This window comes from Methylomonas sp. LL1, assembly GCF_015711015.1.
In the GTDB taxonomy this organism is placed as follows: Bacteria; Pseudomonadota; Gammaproteobacteria; order Methylococcales; family Methylomonadaceae; genus Methylomonas.
This window is the reverse complement of record NZ_CP064653.1, coordinates 534,223-552,268: the sequence shown is the minus strand read 5'-3', so window position 1 is coordinate 552,268 and position 18,046 is coordinate 534,223. Positions and strand designations below refer to the sequence as shown.

The window sequence follows — 18,046 nt, the reverse complement described above, 5'->3', positions numbered from 1 at the left end:
TTCCTTATCCTTGGGCCTAATAATTATGGCGCCAAGAAACTATCAAATGGCTGTAGATCATCCGAACCATTCGCCCCAACAGCTGGAATAGTCAGCGTTTCTTGTATAGCCCAGTCAGCTTGCAATGGATCGCCTGGAGTAGCCGTATGATTGTCGCCAGCATGGCCATGTGGAACGATCACTTCGGGATGATCGAATGGCGCTTTCTGTTTTTTAACCCTATCATCGGTAAAGGTTTTCAGGAACGCAACCAGATCCGCGCGATTTTGCGCATTCGACGCCAGCGTAATCGAATCCAATAACAGATGCTTATTCTCGTTATTAACGTTACCGAATCTTGAATAAAACTCTACCACCTGCTCTAAAGTCGCCATGCTGCCGTTATGCATATAAGGCCCCGTTAACTCCACATTTCGCAAGGTAGGAATCTTGAAAACGGCTTTTGTTGCAACATCCATCTTACCTGGATTGTAATTTGGACTCGAAGGATCGATTGCCGCGGCAGCCATGGCGGGCGATGGGATATAAGCAGTTTTTGAGGCGGGAAAGCTCGGATAAATACAGCCGGTATTACGCAACACACCCTCTTTAGAACCATCCTGAAGTAAAACGCCATCCACAGGAGTAAATTGCTCGGTTGAGACTACACCCGCCACATTCCAGCTAAGTGGCCTAATAAAATCGCAGGCTTTAACTTGATTAACCTTCGGATCAAGCACGCCAGCGGTGTTATTCAGCAGATATTCAACGTATTGACTGCTGAACGACAACGGATTACCGAAATCATCCACTCCACCAATGCCTGGATCGGCGTCGGGATCTCCCACGCCGGTATTGGCAAAACCAAAATCGTAGAATTTAACCCCACCCGTCATACCATCGCGGGTAAGAACATTGGCATTGCTATCGATGCCTACGGCATATCCTCCCTTTAACGGCCCTAAAGCATTCGGACCATAGGCAATTGGACTGGTGATGGGACCATAGGTTGCTCCAGGTGTTGTTGTTACCAATGTAGAGTTAGGCACGATAGCGGCCGTTGTCGCCAATGGCCCACCATGGCAAAGGTTACAGTGATTGGATACAAATTGACCGAAACCGTTTTGCAAACTGGCTATTTGTTCGGGCGTATAACCCATACCTTCCCAGGTCGGCTCTAAACCCGCTGTCCGTGGAGTCAAATCGATGGGCGCCTGATCGGACACTAAAGTCGATTGATATAATTGCAACGCAATACCAAAAAACATCGAGAAATTGGCTTCCATTTGGTCATAAGGCTGGGTTACCGGCCCACCAAATTGCCCTAGGCCTGAATAGGACCAGTATTTTTGATTAAATGCCGCCTTGATCATGTTTTTGTAAGTCGTACTCAATCCGGGCTTTAAGTCACCCGCCGAGCTCAAACTCAAGTTCATGGGAGCAAAGACACTATCCTCGTTATGCACTTTCTGGTTTTGCAAGGGTTGACGAAGCAATAACTTTCTACCTATTTCTTGCCAAGTACGTTGCCGGCAAGACATTTCCGCATCGTTTAACGGCGGTCCCATTGCCAAAGAGGCCAAAGAAGAGTTAATTAAATTGAGCCGCTGCTTTTGCACCGAACGGGCATTGACCTTCACCCAAACCCCCGCGTTGGGATCGCGATTCCCCCACGGACTACTGCCGTTATAAATATTATTGGCCCGGCCATCCCAGAAATTACGATGATTGAATATAGTATTAATGACCGTGGGCGCATTTCGAGGCTCTACACGCCGAGTACCCACGCCATTTACATGAAAAATTGGATCGACGCTACGCTCACATTGATCAGCCTCTCCGGTTAATCTTGAGGTACCCGCATAGGTGCCGCTAAAGGTGCCCGCCGAGGATACAACGTCATCGGTTTTGAACACTACCGCGCTGGACTGATTCAGCGGATCGGCATATTTGTACAACGGAAAATCATCTGCATTCATTGTATAGTTCGGACCTCCCGCCCCTACGCCAGAGGGTAACTGATCAAATGTTTCCCCACTGGGCAAACTACTTTTCAGGCCGGGATTCACCTGATTTTTAACTCGGCTGTCCGCGCCAGCATGAAAATGGCATGAACCACAGGCCATGCCGTCACTACCCACATTCACATCCCAAAATAAGGCTTTTCCTAATGCAATCGCCATATCCTTGTTCACAACAATGGAGTTAGTTCCAGCATCCGTAAGCCCTGGAACAGGTGGAACTGGAACCCGCTGCAATGAAACCGGCAAAGGGCCGTGAGCCCAAGAAACTTGAGAGGCGATCATCCCCCCCCATAAAACAAAAGCATTAGTTAGCCGCATGTTAACCTCATTAAAGTCTATTAGTTTTTAAGTTACCGCATAAGCTCGGTAAAATTCCGCATAGATAATTACACACGACATTTAAGCGATTTTCATGCCACTTCCAATGACTCATTGATAGTGGATCAGTATGCATCAAAAAACCCTGATGAAATCCTTCGACAAGCTCAAGAACTACGATAAGCATTTGATGCCGTTCGTGACCAGTTCATCGGACCATGATCGACATCAAGCTACCTTAACGCTGGATCTTGTCATCATTTGACGCCTCTCATACCCCCCTATTTACGAACAATTACAGAAACTTAATAAAGGTTTTATGAAAACGGCAAAATTGCCGACATCGATTTGGCAACCAATAAGTCGTATCCCACACTTCACTCAACATAAATCAGGGTTTTGACCTACTCGGCAATCAATCTCGCCCGAAAACGCCTATCCAAACCCGCTTGTATTTCCAGCACCACCTTGATCATGATGCGATAAAACAAAATAATCATGTAAAAACCTCCCTCACGGGAAACTATTGTAAAAGCCCTTTCTAGCATTGAAGAACTGGAACTCCACATGCGCAAGCCATTGATTTTGTCATCACCCGAGCCTCAGTCTACCTCCTGATATGCCCTTGCCGACTACCCCTTATATCACCGAGGCAGACAGCTTAATCTGTTAGATACGATGGCACGAATTACCCCAACAAGCATCACCCAAACAACATGGCATATTTAGTGCTGATAGTAATATGCCAGCACACAGACAACGCTTAAACACCATGCGGCTTGAGAACTACAAGCGTTATCTAGCAAAATACTCAGCCGCATGCTTATAGAGTATGTCTTAAGGCACTAAATTTTTTGACCATTTCAATTTAAGGAGTTATCAATGATAAAAATCGGACTTAAACCATTATTAGCCGGTCTTGCACTCGCCTCTGCCAGCATTCCCGCAAGCGCGGCGGTATTTACCTTTCAAACCATGCCGGGCGGAGTAAACGGACACCCTGAAACCATAGGCACCGCAGGCAACGATTGCACAAATGGCGGCGTCTGCTACGTGACAGCCGGAACCGGTGGTCTAGCCGGTGAAGAGATTGCTTTCGGCGCAATATCGGTTCCTAATACGTCACTAGAACATATTCACGGTGAAAACGCCGATTCAGACGCTGATAAAGAACTCAATTATCATGCCGACGCCGGTGGCTGGCGCGCGCAAGCGGCAAACGGAACATCAAAAATCAACCTGACCAGCTGGATTCAGGCGACTATTGGTGATACTGACGTGAATGACGAAACCGGAGAAGCCCCTAAGGATTATTTTGGCGACCTGATCGTTGAAGCAGTGGGCGGCGCTTCTTCGGGTTATCAATTCCATATCTCACAATCTACTGCCTGGGGATCAACCATAAATTTTGGCAGCCAATTCCAAGGTATTGATGCATTTTTGGTCTATTTCGAGGGTCTCAAAGGCATCGTGCCCACCCCTCTCTCCGCAGAAGACGGCTTCTTTGCAGCTATTGACAACGCCAACATTTCCATTGCAGCCACAGCTCCCGTTCCCGTGCCAGGCGCCCTCTATTTGTTCGGCTCGGCCCTGATTGGCTTGATAGGCTTTGGACGTAAAAACCAAACCCTAGCCGGTTAGAAACCCGCACCATCAACGCACCCCTCATTCACTTGAGGGGTGCGTTTTCTTATCCTTTTTCTTAGTAAGAGCGGTAATTTTTTGTTAAACAAGGGTAAGACAAAGCCGGAAAATTAAACTTTGTCATTTAACCCGCTATTTGCGTCATATGCCACACTGATTTTTTAACGTTAGCGAACCTAATGGCTGTCAAAGCATTTTTTTGCTACCCACCCCTTGACCATGGAATATTAAAACTCTTAAAGGTTTTTTCGATCCTTGGTGAAATAGCGCTATTTCGGCCAACATAATCCGGCAATTGCCTTGCAAAAGCTTATGCCGTGTTGTGGCGATCTATAATCCAAGCATCAAATTTGAGCCAAAGCCATATAGGCATAATTTGTGCTTTCACTTTCTGATTAATTTTTTGATCGTATTTTCCCAAAAACTTGTCATGACTTTTATGAATAAATATCTGGCTCTTGCCTTCTTCCTGCTGCTTTACGGCACTTCCAGCTTCGCTGTTGAAGAAAACCAGCCAGTACCGAACTGTTCCGCCTCCATGGCCGACAGCTCCGACACACTCAATTTTGATAATTACAAAGGCAAGGTCATATTGGTCGATTTTTGGGCAACCTGGTGTCCGCCCTGCAAAAAATCCATGCCCTTTTTAAACGCTTTGCGCAACCAGCACCTTAAAGAGGGTTTTGAAATTGTTGCCATCAATGTCGACGAAAACAGCGAGGATGCCCGGCAATTCCTGCAAAGTTATCCAGTCGATTACAAAATAGCGTTCGATGCAAGCGGAAATTGCCCAGGTGTTTTTGACGTCAAGGCCATGCCTTCATCTTATCTCATCGACAGAACCGGCAAAGTCAGACTCATCCATCTTGGCTACAGAGACGAAGATCAATCCGCGATTAGCGAACGCGTCACAGCTCTGTTGGCCGAATAACCGATCCCCCGCATTCATCAAGGACAGGGATATGCGACATTTAAGTTTGGCGCTCAAAATTTGTTTACTATTTGGCTTTGTTGGACTCCAAGGTTGTAGCAGTATCTCGCCCTGGGAAAGAGGTAATATGGCCAAGGAAACGATGGGCATTAATCCCACCCCAAATCTAAACAAATTCCGCGACCATATTTATTCCAGCAAGGAAGCCTCGCAAGGCGGCCACAGCGGTGCCGGAGGCGGTTGTGGTTGTAACTAAAACTGAAAAATCCGCCGCACTGGCGGCTTTGACAACTGCCGCACTGAGCTTGCCCGGCCTGAATGCCATTGCCGCGGTACCGGCCTCGCAAATTGAAAGCAACGTGCAATATGGTCATTATCAGGAAAGTGATAACCGTATGCAGATCGATGTCTATCATGCCGACGCGGTACTCCCGTTATCCGATAGACTGGAGCTTTCCTTTAGCCTTGACCGTGACACGTATTCAGGCGCCACACCGGCCTACAGTCTGCCGGCAACCATGACCAACCAAACCAAGAATAGTCAGGGTATTTTTGGAACCGCGGATGTCGTATCCGCCGCCTCCGGCGGTGTCACCGCTCAGGGATTGACCGTTCTTGGGGGCTTAAACACCTTCGCCACCTATTATGACGGTTACTCGGCTCTAGAAGCGCAGCTTATCGCCGCCAATCCCGAACCAGCATCCCCCGCTGCGCCGGCAACACTCGCTGGTAATGTAATTCTCGATTTCACCAGTTTTACAAGTTCATTCTATGGCGGACAGTCCAATGTACAACCTATTGACAGCGCCGGCTCTTGCCCCGGCACCGGGGCGGATGGCTGTTATTACGAGGATGGCATGGTGGTTGGCACCCCGTACGATGCCACCAATCCTGGCGCTCATCTCCATCGTCTGGTTGCCTATGGCAGCCGGCAAGTCCAATACCATAATGACTCGGCCGGCATCTACATCAGGGCCCTGAACGGCCAAGCTTTTGCGCTAAATTCAATGATATTTCACGCCGGCACCACCGCTCCCGGCAATAATGTTACTGGCGCCGCAAACGACTACTGGGAAATCCTGGGCTTTAACAAAGCTATCGACCCCAATCTAGCTTCAGGCGACGGCACTAACTATGCAACAAGAGTGGCTTATCAAACAGTTGCAAATGGTTTCGACGGTCTCCTAACTTTAAATAGCGGATTCAGCAATATCAACGCTTTTTGGATTCATTACGCAGGTAATCCGAAAACCCCGACCGATCTTAGCCTTGAGTTTTCAATGTCGATTGACAACGTCAATCTTTCCGGAGTTGTCTACGTGCCGGCAAAAACAGCCGACCAACTGGCCTGGGAAGCGGAGATCTCCAAACAAGTCACTATTGGCTTGTATCGCGCCATACTCGATAGCCTGGTTCCGAAAGGCACCCCCACGGTTCAGCGCTTTCAAATGCAGCCCTTGGAAACGCGCAGCATGCCGCAATTTAACGCAAAATATTATTTCGACGACACTACCTTGGCATTTTCCGGCGGGTTATCGGATGAACCGGACTTCCTTTCCAATTTCGGTTCGGTCAATGTCAGTCATGAGTTTAATGATAAATTAACAACAGTTTCGGCCGGTTACGGCATGACCCGTAACACCATCACCCGCAGCACCGACAGCGCTCACAGCTCATCTCATCACGCCAATGACCCCAATCATAATCCGACCGATTACGAGGCACTTAACGACGAAAGCACTTTTCACAGCTTTAATAGTGGTATTTCGCAAATATTAACCAAAAACACCCTGTTTCAAACCAGCCTTAACTACACCCACCAAAATGGCTATCTTAGCAACCCGTATAAATATGTTTACGTGCGCGGCGAGGTCACCCCGGAAGAATATTACGAAATGTCGCAAGCCTTACCCGGCGCGGTAAATTGGAAAGGCATCACCAATCTGGAAATGGTCGGGATTGATTTATTTCGGGAAAACCGTCCAGATCAGCGCAACATCTTTTCCATATCAAATCGTCTGAACCAATATATACCCGCACTGGATGCGTCACTGCATTTTGACTACCGCTTCTATAGCGATGATTGGGGCATAAATTCGCACACGTTTGAATTGAAGTGGTATCAATCCCTGCCGTGGGGGTTAACCATAACCCCAGGCATCCGGTATTATTCGCAATCGGAGTCCGATTTTTTTGCGCCTTATTTTTTAGCCCCGCGCGCGGACGGCTTCTATTCCAGCGATTTTCGCCTGTCAGCCTTTGGCGATCTTAGCCGGGGAGTAACGATAAGCAAGCAGTTCGCCCGAGGTATTAAATTGGAAGCCGGCTTTGAATATATCACCCATTCCGGTGCGTTAAAGCTAGGTGGCGGCGGTGTTGGCGATTATGCCGACTTTGATTATTACATGGCTCACGCCAATCTTAACGTCAGCTTTTCCGCTCGAACATTTGCAGGACTTGAGCACTCGGGCCACACAATGCATCACCATCATGGAGCTCCGGTTCCCGCCGGCGTGATGTTCGGCCACATGATGAATCAGGCTGATGAAATCATGGTGGGATACCGATTCATGTATGGCGTACAGAGCGGTTCGATGATGCATGGCGGCAATCCCGTTGATAAGGCTTTGGTAGCCGATAACGCATGCGCTGGTTACGATTATGGCTGCTTGTACCAACCCACCAAAATGCACATGCAAATGCATATGCTGGATTTGATGTACGCACCAACCGACTGGCTCAATATCATGGTTATGCCGCAGCTAATGAGCATGGATATGACTATGAGCCAACCGATTCGAGACTTTATCGATGGCGAGGAAGCTGATTACGGCCATCATGCCGGCACTAAGCATAACAGCAACGATATTGGCGATACCGTAACAACGGCCTTGGTCAAAATCATGGATGCCGGCACTCATCACCTTCATGCCGGCATCGGCATCAGTGCCCCAACCGGCAGCATAGACGCCGAGCTTAGTCCGCCATCATTAAAATCCGCCAGCGGCACCGATACCAACCCTGACAGCGCAACGCTGCAAGATTACGGCATGCAACTGGGGAGCGGCACCTGGGACTTAAAGCCCAGCTTGACCTATACCGGCCATATGGACGATTGGGGCTGGGGCGCGCAATTTAGCGGCACCAAGCGTTTGGAAAAAAACAAATATGGTTATGCTTATGGCGATATTTTCCAGACCACCGGTTGGGGCAGTTACAATATCGTTAATTGGTTATCCGCCACCATTCGCGGCGTGTACACTTGGCAGGATAAGATTCGCGGTGAATCCAACCAAAACCACGACACCCTGTCTCCTGTCGACTTTCCGGGAAACTACGGCGGCCGCTTCTGGGATGTGGGCCTTGGCCTAAATGCCTCCGTTCCGGAAGGCCAATTTGCCGGACATAACATCAGTGTCGAATGGCTGCAGCCGGTCAGTTCCAATTTTAATGGATATCAGCTTGATCGCGATGGTGCCTTGAGCGCTACTTGGAGTTATACATTTTAAGCAATATCTCTTTCTAAATTTTTTACTCCGTTTTGAAGCTCAAAAACCTCAAGCTTTTTAAATTTGCTTTTAAAGCCATGGGTTGCCCGTGCGAAATTCAGTTATTTGCCGCATCCGAAACCCAGGCAAACAGCACTGCCAAGCTTGCCATCACCGACATTCGTCGCCTGGAAGCGAGGTATTCACGCTATCGTGATGACAGCTTGCTTTCCGAAATCAACCGAGTTGCGGCGAAGGGCGGCAGTATCGTAGTCGACCAGGAAACCGCCGCACTACTGGACTATGCCGACACTTGTTACCAACAGAGCGAGGGCTTATTCGACATTACTTCCGGAATTTTGCGGCGCGCTTGGCGCTTTGAACAAAACGAACTGCCAAAGCAATCCCTGATTGACATGCTACTAAACAAAGTAGGATGGGATAAGTTGCGCTGGGCCGACCAAAAGCTGGAGCTTCCACTACCAGGCCTGGAGCTGGATTTTGGTGGCATCGTCAAGGAATATGCAGCCGACAGAGCCGCCAACCTTTGCCAGAATGCAGGCGCAAACAGTGGCGTTATCAATCTTGGCGGCGACATCAAAATCATCGGTCCACGCTCCGACGGTCGACCCTGGCGTATCGGCCTTGGCGGCCCCAATCAAGCAAATCCCAACCAACCCATATTAATGATGCACCAGGGAGCGGTCGCAAGTAGCGGCGATTACGAACGCTGCATGACCATAAATGGAATCCGTTACAGCCATATTCTCAATCCCAAAACCGGCTGGCCTGTTCGACATATGGCGGCGGTGAGCGTTGTGGGAGATTTTTGCGTAGTGGCGGGAAGTGCTTCAACCATCGCCATGCTTAAAGAACAGGCTGGAAGCTCCTGGCTGGAAAAAATGGGGTTGCCTCATTTATGGACCGACGCGATGGGTAATCAAGGCGGCCCACTCCTCAAGTAAAGGCAAATCACCGACCCGATATGGCATTTCCCACAATTAATCCCCCCCATATATTTATCTCATTGTTTTATAAAACTATAAATATGGCTCAATTTATGCTTCATATAAATTGTAACCGTTTTTTTGAGTTACGTGCCCGAGCTAAAGAATCTAGGCTCAGCTCTATAAGGATATAACCAAACAGCTAAAGCCACACCCGTCGCGAGGCGGGTTCGGAAAGCGCGAGTCTTGCCTCAAGACCGCCGCGCCGCCTGTTTTGGATAAACATAACAGACTTGATCAGGACCGATCCGTTGGGGGGCTAATCACCTGAATAAAGTCGATTTTATTTTATTAATGAGGCTTCACAATGATGAAACAAACAAAACTGGCTAAAGCCATTGCCTATGTGGTTGCCGGCGTAGCACTGACCGCTGGTTCGATTTCCACTGCATCCGCTGCCGCAACCACCATGTACAACTTAACGACAGCCAATGGCGACGCATGCGATACCAATGCATGCACCCCTTCGTTCGGCGGTGGAACTGATGGCTGGCTTTACGGTCCCGGCGGTTCCTCCAGTGGTAGCGACACATCGGTTGCCGCATGGGCGGGAACCAGCGGCACCAATAAAACTCCATTCGGTTATACAGGCGCGCACTTGAACTGGGGTTTACACATGACCTCGAACGGCTCCGCTGAAATTTCAAGCGCCGATTCGCTTTCCCGTTATGGTGTTGCCGCGGATGTTGACACCGCCAAAGGAGCCTGGAGCGACGCTGTCTCGGTAAATACCAACAACGGTACCAGTCAGATTGCCAGTGGATGGAGGCATGATTTGGAGTTTGGTTTATTCAAATCCGACATTAATGCGACTATCACGCTGTCAGCAGCAGGCGTCAACCAAAGCGGCACTGCTTTTGGCTTCACAATCTTCAAAGGGATGAGTACCAATGCCAATTACGGACATCATGGCGCCTGGAACTCCAACAACAATGCTACAGGGCTGACATCGGCTTCGTTACCAGGTGGTGGAACGACTTTTACCCTAGCCGACATCGTCGCCTATAGCGTTGGCGGCGCAAGCCCCAGCAACTTGGATACCATTTCATTCGACGCGGAAGCGGGTCAAGTTTATACCGTTGTACTAGGCGGATATCGGAATGGTGAATGGGGTGACACTATTGACGGCTACAAATTAAATGTCAGCTCGGTTGCGGCGGTTCCTGTTCCTGGCGCGCTTTGGCTGTTCGGCAGCGCATTGGTCGGCTTGGTTGGCGTGCAACGCCGCAAACAGCAAGCAGCATAATCAGCTTTGCACGCCGCCAGGGATTGGCGGCCACCCAAACCCGCGCTACCTCCTACCGTAGTTGCGGGTTTTCTTTTTCAAACAGCTTTCCGGCAAACCGGAATTGTTATTGTCTGTTATTGAATTGCTACAATAGATCGTTTTCATTTAATTACTCAGCAAAACACCATGAGCGAATCCATGCGCCTGGGCCAGGCAGCTATTCAGAATAAAAATCTCCCCGAAGCCGTTCATTGGTTTAGCCAAGCCGCAAAAGAAGCTCCCAAGGATCCCCAAGTGTTAGCCTGCCTGGGTCAAGCCTTGTGCTGGCAAGGCAAGCGCGATGAAGGGCTTACGCATTTACGCCAGTCCGGGCAATTGTTAGCCAAAAAAGCCCGCAAGAACCGTGATGTTAAATTAGTGATCGATTTAGCTGATCAGTTGCAACATTGGAATGATTACAAAGGTTCCGCTGAATTATGCAAACTGGCCGTACAAATTAACCCCAGCTATACTCGCGGCTTTCAATTGTTGGCCCTATCCCACTCCCGCCTTAATCAGAAAAAACCGGCATTGGCGGCTGGTAAGCAAGCGCTAAAGTTGGCCCCGGATAACGCCATGCTGAACATTCTGGTGGCGACCTTGGAAATTACCGACGGACAATCAGAAAGCGCCCGTCAGCGTTTAGAAAAAGTCTTGCAAAACCCCTTACTCAAACCGGAAGAAAAATTCCGCGCGCACAAGGAACTGGCTAGGGTATTGGATAAACTGGGCGTTTACGATCAAGTTTTCCCCCATCTGCATGCGGCCGGTGAAGTTTCGCCTCGCTTGCCGGAAGTTCAACGCCAAGACCAGCAACTGGTGCCCAACATGCTGGAAACCAACAAAGCCGAATTCGACCGCGACTTACTCGGCCGTTGGTCCGATACCGTGTTTCCGGACGACCAGCCGGCGCCGGTGTTTTTGTTGGGCTTTATGCGTACCGGCACCACCTTGACCCAGGAAGTGTTGGGCGCGCACCCGGAAGTATTCGTGGCCGACGAAACTGACTTGATTATCTCGGTGGTACGCGAACTACAACGCATGTTCAACAATCAGGGCAGCATTCCGCAAATGTTGCGGCAACTTGATTTGGATGGCGCGCTGCATCTACGCGCATTTTATTGGCAGCGAGCTAGAGCCTTATTCGGCGACAAGGTCCAGGGCCGTCTGTTCCTGGACAAAACCACGATGAACAGCATCGATCTGGGTCTGATCAATTGCCTGTTTCCCGATGCCAAACTGGTGTTTTTGCTGCGCGATCCGCGCGACGTCTGCTTGAGCTGTTTCATGCAAACCATGATCCCCACCCCTTCAACGGTGCATTTATTGACTTGGGAAAGCACGGCCAGGTTTTATGCACAAGTGATGGAGTGGTGGGATACGCTAAAACCCAAGTTGACGATGGACTTTATCGAGTTTCGTTACGAGGATGCGGTATTTGAATTCGAACCTGCTTTTCGCCGCGTTTTTGACTTTATCGGACTGGAGTGGAACCCGGAAGTGGCCGACTTCCATAAACACGCCGCCGGCAAATTCATCGCCAGCCCCAGCTTCAGCCAGGTAGCGCAACCCTTGTATTCTTCATCGGTGGGCCGTTGGCGGCGATATGAAGCGGAATACGCTTCCATAGCGGATTTACTCCAGCCGTTTATTCAGGCTTATGGTTACCAATGAATGGCACGGAATAGAGCCCTAATCACTGCAAATAATCAGTTTATCTTTCGCTGAAAATCTTGGAAACGGAGCGATAGCGAAGTGAAGATTTTTAGTCCGCGATAGCCGTAGCGCCGGGCGGGTTTTCGTAGCGAAGCGGAGAAAACCTGCAAGGCCTCGCGAAACGGCGTCAAGTCATGCGAGAGCCGATGTTTCGACCCCTTGTTGGGTCGAAACGAGGTGACGCGGACGAATCGGGGCCGCCGGAGGCATAAGCGGTCGCGTAATTTTTGCCGCTTGTTGGGGCTGGGATGCCCCTAAACAAGCTTTCGCAAAAATAGCGACTCCCCGATCCCTTGCCCGACAAGAAAACCAACCACCCCCGATGAAATCGCACTGACAATGCCCGCCGCCCATTTTTTGTCATCCGCCGCCCCGGTAGCGAAGATGTAAACACATCCGGCAAACACCACGCCGATTATCATGAGGGCGAAGAAAAAAAGCATGTATGTCATATTCCGTTTCAGTTCGGCATCCGCTGATTCCTTTGAACGCCTAGCGGCGGCGTCTTCCGCTGTTTCGTTGCTAACAGACAGTTCGTATTTGTGATCCTTGCCGACGATTTGACCAAGGTTAATTTCCGGACCGATTCCCGTGTCCATTTCCCCCACGCTTAGATACCGACGATCTCTGTCAGCAAATGCTTGTTTTGATCAAGAATACCCAACCGTTTTTTTTCCGTCTTGGCCTCGGCTACCACATCGTATAAGGCGATGGCCTTGCGCAGGATTTCAGTCTTGGTAGTGTGGCCCGAAACGGCCAGTTGTTCCAAACGTTCGTTTAACTCGGGGGATAGGGACAAGCTTAGGCGAACTACTTCTTTATCGGTTGCCATGCGATTCTCCTTTTGCGTTAAAAAAGCATTATTTACGCATAAATAATACGCTTCTTTTACCTATTCGCAAGCGATTGATCCACTCTTACCACAGCAAATAACTCAATTTGGCCATGCGATAAAAGAGGCTACAGCAAATGCCTGACCGCCTGCCTTTCCTCGATTAATTCCACCTCGTTCTGTTTTAACCTTTCCAGGCTAAACGCATTCAGATCGAGACCCTTGACGATGTGGTATTGGCCGTTGCTGACTGTTACCGGGAACGAATAGATCAAACCGGGCTCAATGCCGTAGCTGCCGTCGGAAGGTACCGCCATGCTGACCCAATCGCCCTCTTCCGTTCCTTGTATCCAAGTCGTCATATGCCTGATGATGGCATTGGCGGCGGACGCGGCGCTGGATTGGCCGCGCGCCTTGATCACTTCGGTACCGCGGTGCTGAATGGTCGGTATGTACTCGTTAACAAACCACTGATCATCAACCAATGACAAGGCGGCTTGACCCTTAACCCTGGCATGATGCAAGTCGGGATATTGCATGCAGGAGTGATTACCCCACACCATGACATTTTTAACATCCCTGCTTGGCACTCCGCATTTTTCGGCCAGCTGACTGATCGCGCGGGTATGATCCAGCATGGTCATCGCGGCAAAGCATTCCGGCGCCAAATCCGGCGCCTTGTTCAGAGCCAAGTAGGCATTAGTGTTGGCGGGGTTGCCGGTAACCAGCACCTTAACGTCGCGACTGGCCACTTCATTCAAGGCCTGGCCTTGCACGATGAAAATCTCGGCATTTTGCGACAATAAATCGCTTCTGAGCATGCCGTGAGTACGCGGCCTGGCGCCCACCAGGAAGGCGTAATCGACATTATCGAACGCCACTTTCGGATTGTCGGTGATGATGATTTTGTGCAGCAGGTGAAAGGCGCAATCGTTCAACTCCATCACTATCGCTTTCAACGCCTCCATTGCCGACGGTATTTCCAGCAATCGCAGTACAATCGGTTGATCGGGACCCAGCAAATCACCGGCCGCCAAGCGAAATAACAATGAGTAACTGATTTGACCTGCGGCGCCGGTTACTGCAATGTCAACGGGTGTTTTCATAACTTCCTTTATATATAATGTTGGGTGTTGATTTACGAACGGCGCCGCAATAAAGGTACGACACTGTTACACACTCTTTTTTGTCCTAAACAATACCACATTCCGTGTTTGACGGGTTTCATTGGATTATAAAGCGACCCGTTTAATATCCCTGTATAATGGCGCGCCTCAAAATAAATAGTATAAATATCAGGTAAGTTAATGAAAAAACTGCTGTTTCAGTTCGACACCGACACTCATCCCTCGGTTTTTGACACGGTTGTAGCTTACGACGGTGGCGCCGACCATGTCATCGGCCATGGCGGATTAACACCGGAGAATGTCGGTGCATTGGTCGACGGCTGTATTTTTACTCGCGCGCCCAAAGACAAAAAAAACACCGCGATTTTCATCGGCGGCAGCAATATGAAAGCCGGCCAGAATCTGCTGGAGGCCATCCAAAAACATTTCTTCCCGGGTTTTCAAGTTTCCGTGATGTTGGACAGCAACGGCAGCAATACCACGGCCGCCGCCGCGGTAGCCAGAATTGCCGGCAGTTGCAGCTTGGCCGGCAAAAAAGCCGTGGTATTGGCCGGCACCGGTCCGGTCGGTCAACGCGCGGCGGCAATGATGGCACTGGAAGGAGCGGAAGTCAGCATCACTTCCCGCCACATTTTTAATGCCGAAAAAGCCTGTTTCGCGATGAAGGAACGCTTTAACATCAATTTAACCCCGATCGAAGCGGCTGACCTGGATGCTCGTGCCGCCGCCATAAAAGACGCCAACATCGTTTTGGCCACCGGTGCCGCCGGGGTCGAACTGCTTAAGCCGGAACATTGGCAAAACAACCCGAATCTGGAAGTATTGGCCGACGCCAATGCCACTCCGCCGGTCGGCATTGGCGGCACGGATGTAATGGATAAAGGCGAACTCCGTAACGCTAAGATTATTTGGGGCGCCATCGGCTTTGGCTCGCTGAAACTGATGCTGCACCGAGCCTGCATTGCCAAATTGTTTGAAGATAATAAACAGGTACTCGATGCCGAAATTATCTTCAATTTAGCCAAGAAAATGGCTTAATCCGCTAGCCTAATCAATGGCCCAGCAACAGGCACTCTTGCGCGAACAATGTCTTGGGATTTTTCAGGCTGGCCTGGCCGCCGCCGATCCGCAAGCCGCGGTTGAACATTGCCTGTCGTACGCTGACCAGCGTTTGCGAATTCGGCTCGCCCCAAACGATAGCCAGGTGCGCCTCGGCAACTGGACCAAGATACATTTAATCGCTTTCGGCAAAGCTGCCCGTGCCATGGCAAGCGCGGCCCTCCGGGCAATTCCCGCCGAAAAACTAGCCAAACCGGGCCTGGTCGTGACCACTTACGATAACCTTGCGCCTGTTGACGGCTGCGAGGTAATGGGAGCCGGGCACCCGCTACCGGATAGCAACGGCCTGGAAGCCGCCAAAACAATAGCGGCCCGCATTCAAAGCGCCGGCCCAACCGAATTGGTTTTGCTCTTGGTCTCGGGCGGCGGTTCGGCATTACTGCCCTACCCGGTCGACGGCGTCAGTTTGGCCGATAAAATCGCCGTCACCGAATTGCTGTTGGCCTGCGGCGCCGGCATCAATCAAATCAACTGTGTACGCAAGCATTTATCCAAACTGAAAGGCGGCGGACTGGCCCGTCTGGCGGCTCCGGCCGATCTGCACGCACTGATTTTATCCGACGTGCTCGGCGACGACCCTAGCGCTATCGCTAGCGGCCCGACCGTGGCCGATCGGACCACTTTTGCCGATGCCATGGCCGTGCTTAAAAACCGACAGCTTTGGGATCAAACGCCATCCAGCATAAAAGACTATCTGGCACAAGGTGCCCAGGGTTTAAAACCGGAAACCTTAAAACCGGACGACCCTGTCCTTGCCTCATCGGCGCACACCTTAATCGGCGGCAATGCCCTTAGCGTCGACGCCGCATTCGCTGCCGCGCAAGAGATGGCTTATCGCGCCCATATTTACAGCAAACAGTTGCGTGGCGAAGCACGGCAGGCGGCGGAACAATTGGCGCTATATTGTAAACAACTGATGAATAATGGACTGACTCAAGTCACGGCGCTGATTGCCGGCGGCGAAACCACCGTCACGCTGACCGGCAACGGTAAAGGCGGCCGCAATCAGGAAATGGCGCTGGCGTTTGCCCTCAGTGCCGAACGACTGGCACTCAACGGTCAATGGACATTTTTAAGCGCCGGCACCGATGGCCGTGACGGCCCGACCGACGCCGCCGGCGGCATGGTCGACAGTCAAACCTTAACCGCCATCCGTGCCGCCGGTATCGACCCGCAAGCGGCGCTGGCTAACAACGATTCTTATACGGCGCTGCAAGCCGCCAATGCCTTGGTGATCACCGGCGCTACCGGCACCAATGTCGCCGATTTGCAAATAGCACTACTGCATCCTCTTACCGAATAGAAACCCATCAGGAGAACCCCATGTTTAAAACATCGATGACTATCGAAGGCTTTGATAACGAATTATTTAAAGCCATCGAGCAGGAACGTCAACGCCAGGAAGACCATATCGAGCTGATCGCCTCGGAAAACTACGCCAGCCCCCGCGTGCTGGAGGCCCAAGGCACCTTGCTGACCAACAAATACGCCGAAGGTTATCCGGACAAACGCTATTACGGCGGCTGCGAATATGTCGACATCGTCGAACAACTGGCCATCGACCGGGCCAAGGCTTTATTCGGCGCCGATTACGCCAACGTCCAGCCGCATTCGGGCTCGCAAGCCAATATGGCGGTGTTCATGTCGCTAGTGCAACCCGGCGATACTATCCTGGGCTTGAGCCTGGCCGACGGCGGCCACTTGACCCACGGCGCCAAACCCAATTTTTCCGGCAAAATCTACAACGCCGTCCAGTACGGCCTGAAACCAGACACAGGCGAAATCGACTACGAACAAGTCGAAGCCCTGGCGCTGGAACACAAGCCGAAAATGATCATCGCCGGCTTCTCGGCCTATTCCCGAATCTGGGACTGGCAGCGCTTCCGCGACATCGCCGACAAGGTTGGCGCTTATCTGGTAGTCGACATGGCCCATGTCGCCGGCCTGGTCGCCGCAGGCCTGTATCCGAATCCGGTGCCTATCGCCGACGTGGTCACCAGCACCACCCACAAATCCTTGCGCGGCCCGCGCGGCGGCCTGATTCTGTGCAAGAGCAATCCGGAGCTGGAGAAAAAAATCAATTCCAATATTTTCCCCGGCATCCAGGGCGGACCGCTGATGCACGTGATCGCCGCCAAGGCCGTGGCCTTCAAGGAAGCCTTGGAACCCGAATTCAAAGCCTATCAACAACAAGTGATCAACAACGCCAGGGCCATGGCCGAAGTCTTCATCGAACGCGGCTATGACGTCGTTTCCGGCGGCACCGACAACCATTTGATGCTGGTTTCGCTGATCGCCAAGGGCATTACCGGCAAGGCCGCCGATGCCGCCTTGGGCCGCGCCCACATCACCGTCAACAAAAACGCCGTACCCAACGACCCGCAATCACCTTTCGTCACCAGCGGCATCCGTGTCGGCACCCCGGCGCCCACCACTCGTGGTTTCAAGGAAGCGGAAGTACGCGAAGTCGCCAATCTGATGTGCGATGTGATGGATAACATCGAAGACGAAAGCGTGATTGATTCGGTTAAAGAGTCGGTCAGCATACTGTGCGCACGCTTCCCGGTTTACCGGACTTAAGCGCGAGCCAACGG

Annotated in this window: 15 protein-coding genes; 11 read left to right on the top strand and 4 right to left on the bottom strand. The window is 51.0% G+C overall.

The window, feature by feature from the left end; all coding sequences use genetic code 11:
• Window positions 1–23: 23 nt before the first annotated feature.
• Window positions 24–2,321: a cytochrome c peroxidase gene (locus tag IVG45_RS22870; protein ID WP_196436428.1), complete on the bottom strand. Its 2,298-nt coding sequence runs from the start codon at window positions 2,319–2,321 to the stop codon at window positions 24–26.
• Window positions 2,322–2,451: 130 nt separating this feature from the next.
• Between IVG45_RS22870 and IVG45_RS22785 the strand changes: the two genes are divergently transcribed.
• The 8 genes from IVG45_RS22785 to IVG45_RS03020 all read left to right on the top strand — a co-directional run bounded on the left by IVG45_RS22785 (window position 2,452) and on the right by IVG45_RS03020 (window position 12,332).
• The gene (locus IVG45_RS22785) at window positions 2,452–2,586 is read left to right on the top strand and encodes a hypothetical protein (RefSeq protein WP_269059623.1); all 135 of its coding nucleotides are present in this window, start codon (window positions 2,452–2,454) and stop codon (window positions 2,584–2,586) included.
• A gap of 617 nt (window positions 2,587–3,203) precedes the next feature.
• Entirely contained in the window at window positions 3,204–3,962 is a 759-nt protein-coding gene (locus tag IVG45_RS03050) for a hypothetical protein (protein ID WP_196436427.1), read from the top strand.
• A gap of 442 nt (window positions 3,963–4,404) precedes the next feature.
• Window positions 4,405–4,896, top strand: coding sequence for a TlpA family protein disulfide reductase (locus tag IVG45_RS03045; RefSeq protein WP_196436426.1), 492 nt, complete (start codon window positions 4,405–4,407; stop codon window positions 4,894–4,896).
• Between the two features lie 127 nt (window positions 4,897–5,023).
• A complete protein-coding gene (locus IVG45_RS22525; RefSeq protein WP_230874730.1) occupies window positions 5,024–5,152 on the top strand; it encodes a DUF4266 domain-containing protein in 129 nt (42 codons plus the stop codon).
• Window positions 5,139–8,405, top strand: a complete 3,267-nt coding sequence (locus IVG45_RS03035; protein ID WP_196436424.1) for a DUF3570 domain-containing protein — start codon at window positions 5,139–5,141, stop codon at window positions 8,403–8,405. The genes IVG45_RS22525 and IVG45_RS03035 overlap by 14 nt, the downstream gene beginning before the upstream one ends.
• Window positions 8,406–8,482: 77 nt before the next feature.
• On the top strand, window positions 8,483–9,349 hold the full coding sequence (locus IVG45_RS03030) for an FAD:protein FMN transferase (RefSeq protein WP_196436423.1): 867 nt from the start codon (window positions 8,483–8,485) through the stop codon (window positions 9,347–9,349).
• A gap of 349 nt (window positions 9,350–9,698) precedes the next feature.
• Window positions 9,699–10,637, top strand: a complete 939-nt coding sequence (locus tag IVG45_RS03025) for a hypothetical protein (RefSeq protein WP_196436422.1) — start codon at window positions 9,699–9,701, stop codon at window positions 10,635–10,637.
• A gap of 168 nt (window positions 10,638–10,805) precedes the next feature.
• A complete protein-coding gene (locus IVG45_RS03020; protein ID WP_230874729.1) occupies window positions 10,806–12,332 on the top strand; it encodes a tetratricopeptide repeat-containing sulfotransferase family protein in 1,527 nt (508 codons plus the stop codon).
• A gap of 296 nt (window positions 12,333–12,628) precedes the next feature.
• On the opposite strand, the gene IVG45_RS03015 is transcribed toward IVG45_RS03020, so the two are convergent.
• From IVG45_RS03015 to IVG45_RS03005, 3 genes are all read right to left on the bottom strand, one after another.
• The gene (locus IVG45_RS03015) at window positions 12,629–12,973 is read right to left on the bottom strand and encodes a hypothetical protein (RefSeq protein WP_196436421.1); all 345 of its coding nucleotides are present in this window, start codon (window positions 12,971–12,973) and stop codon (window positions 12,629–12,631) included.
• Window positions 12,974–12,984: 11 nt separating this feature from the next.
• Window positions 12,985–13,206 carry a ribbon-helix-helix protein, CopG family gene (locus IVG45_RS03010; RefSeq protein WP_196436420.1) on the bottom strand — a complete coding sequence of 74 codons (222 nt, stop codon included), beginning with the start codon at window positions 13,204–13,206 and terminating at the stop codon, window positions 12,985–12,987.
• A gap of 128 nt (window positions 13,207–13,334) precedes the next feature.
• A complete protein-coding gene (locus IVG45_RS03005; RefSeq protein ID WP_196436419.1) occupies window positions 13,335–14,312 on the bottom strand; it encodes a malate dehydrogenase in 978 nt (325 codons plus the stop codon).
• A 201-nt stretch (window positions 14,313–14,513) separates the two neighbouring features.
• Here IVG45_RS03005 and IVG45_RS03000 point away from each other — a divergent pair, with 201 nt between their 5' ends.
• The 3 genes from IVG45_RS03000 to glyA are packed head-to-tail and all read left to right on the top strand — an operon-like array spanning window position 14,514 to window position 18,032.
• Entirely contained in the window at window positions 14,514–15,371 is an 858-nt protein-coding gene (locus IVG45_RS03000) for an NADP-dependent methylenetetrahydromethanopterin/methylenetetrahydrofolate dehydrogenase (protein WP_196436418.1), read from the top strand.
• A gap of 16 nt (window positions 15,372–15,387) precedes the next feature.
• A complete protein-coding gene (locus tag IVG45_RS02995) occupies window positions 15,388–16,755 on the top strand; it encodes a glycerate kinase type-2 family protein (protein WP_196436417.1) in 1,368 nt (455 codons plus the stop codon).
• A 20-nt stretch (window positions 16,756–16,775) separates the two neighbouring features.
• A complete protein-coding gene (glyA, locus tag IVG45_RS02990; protein WP_196436416.1) occupies window positions 16,776–18,032 on the top strand; it encodes a serine hydroxymethyltransferase in 1,257 nt (418 codons plus the stop codon).
• The last annotated feature ends 14 nt before the right edge of the window (window positions 18,033–18,046 follow it).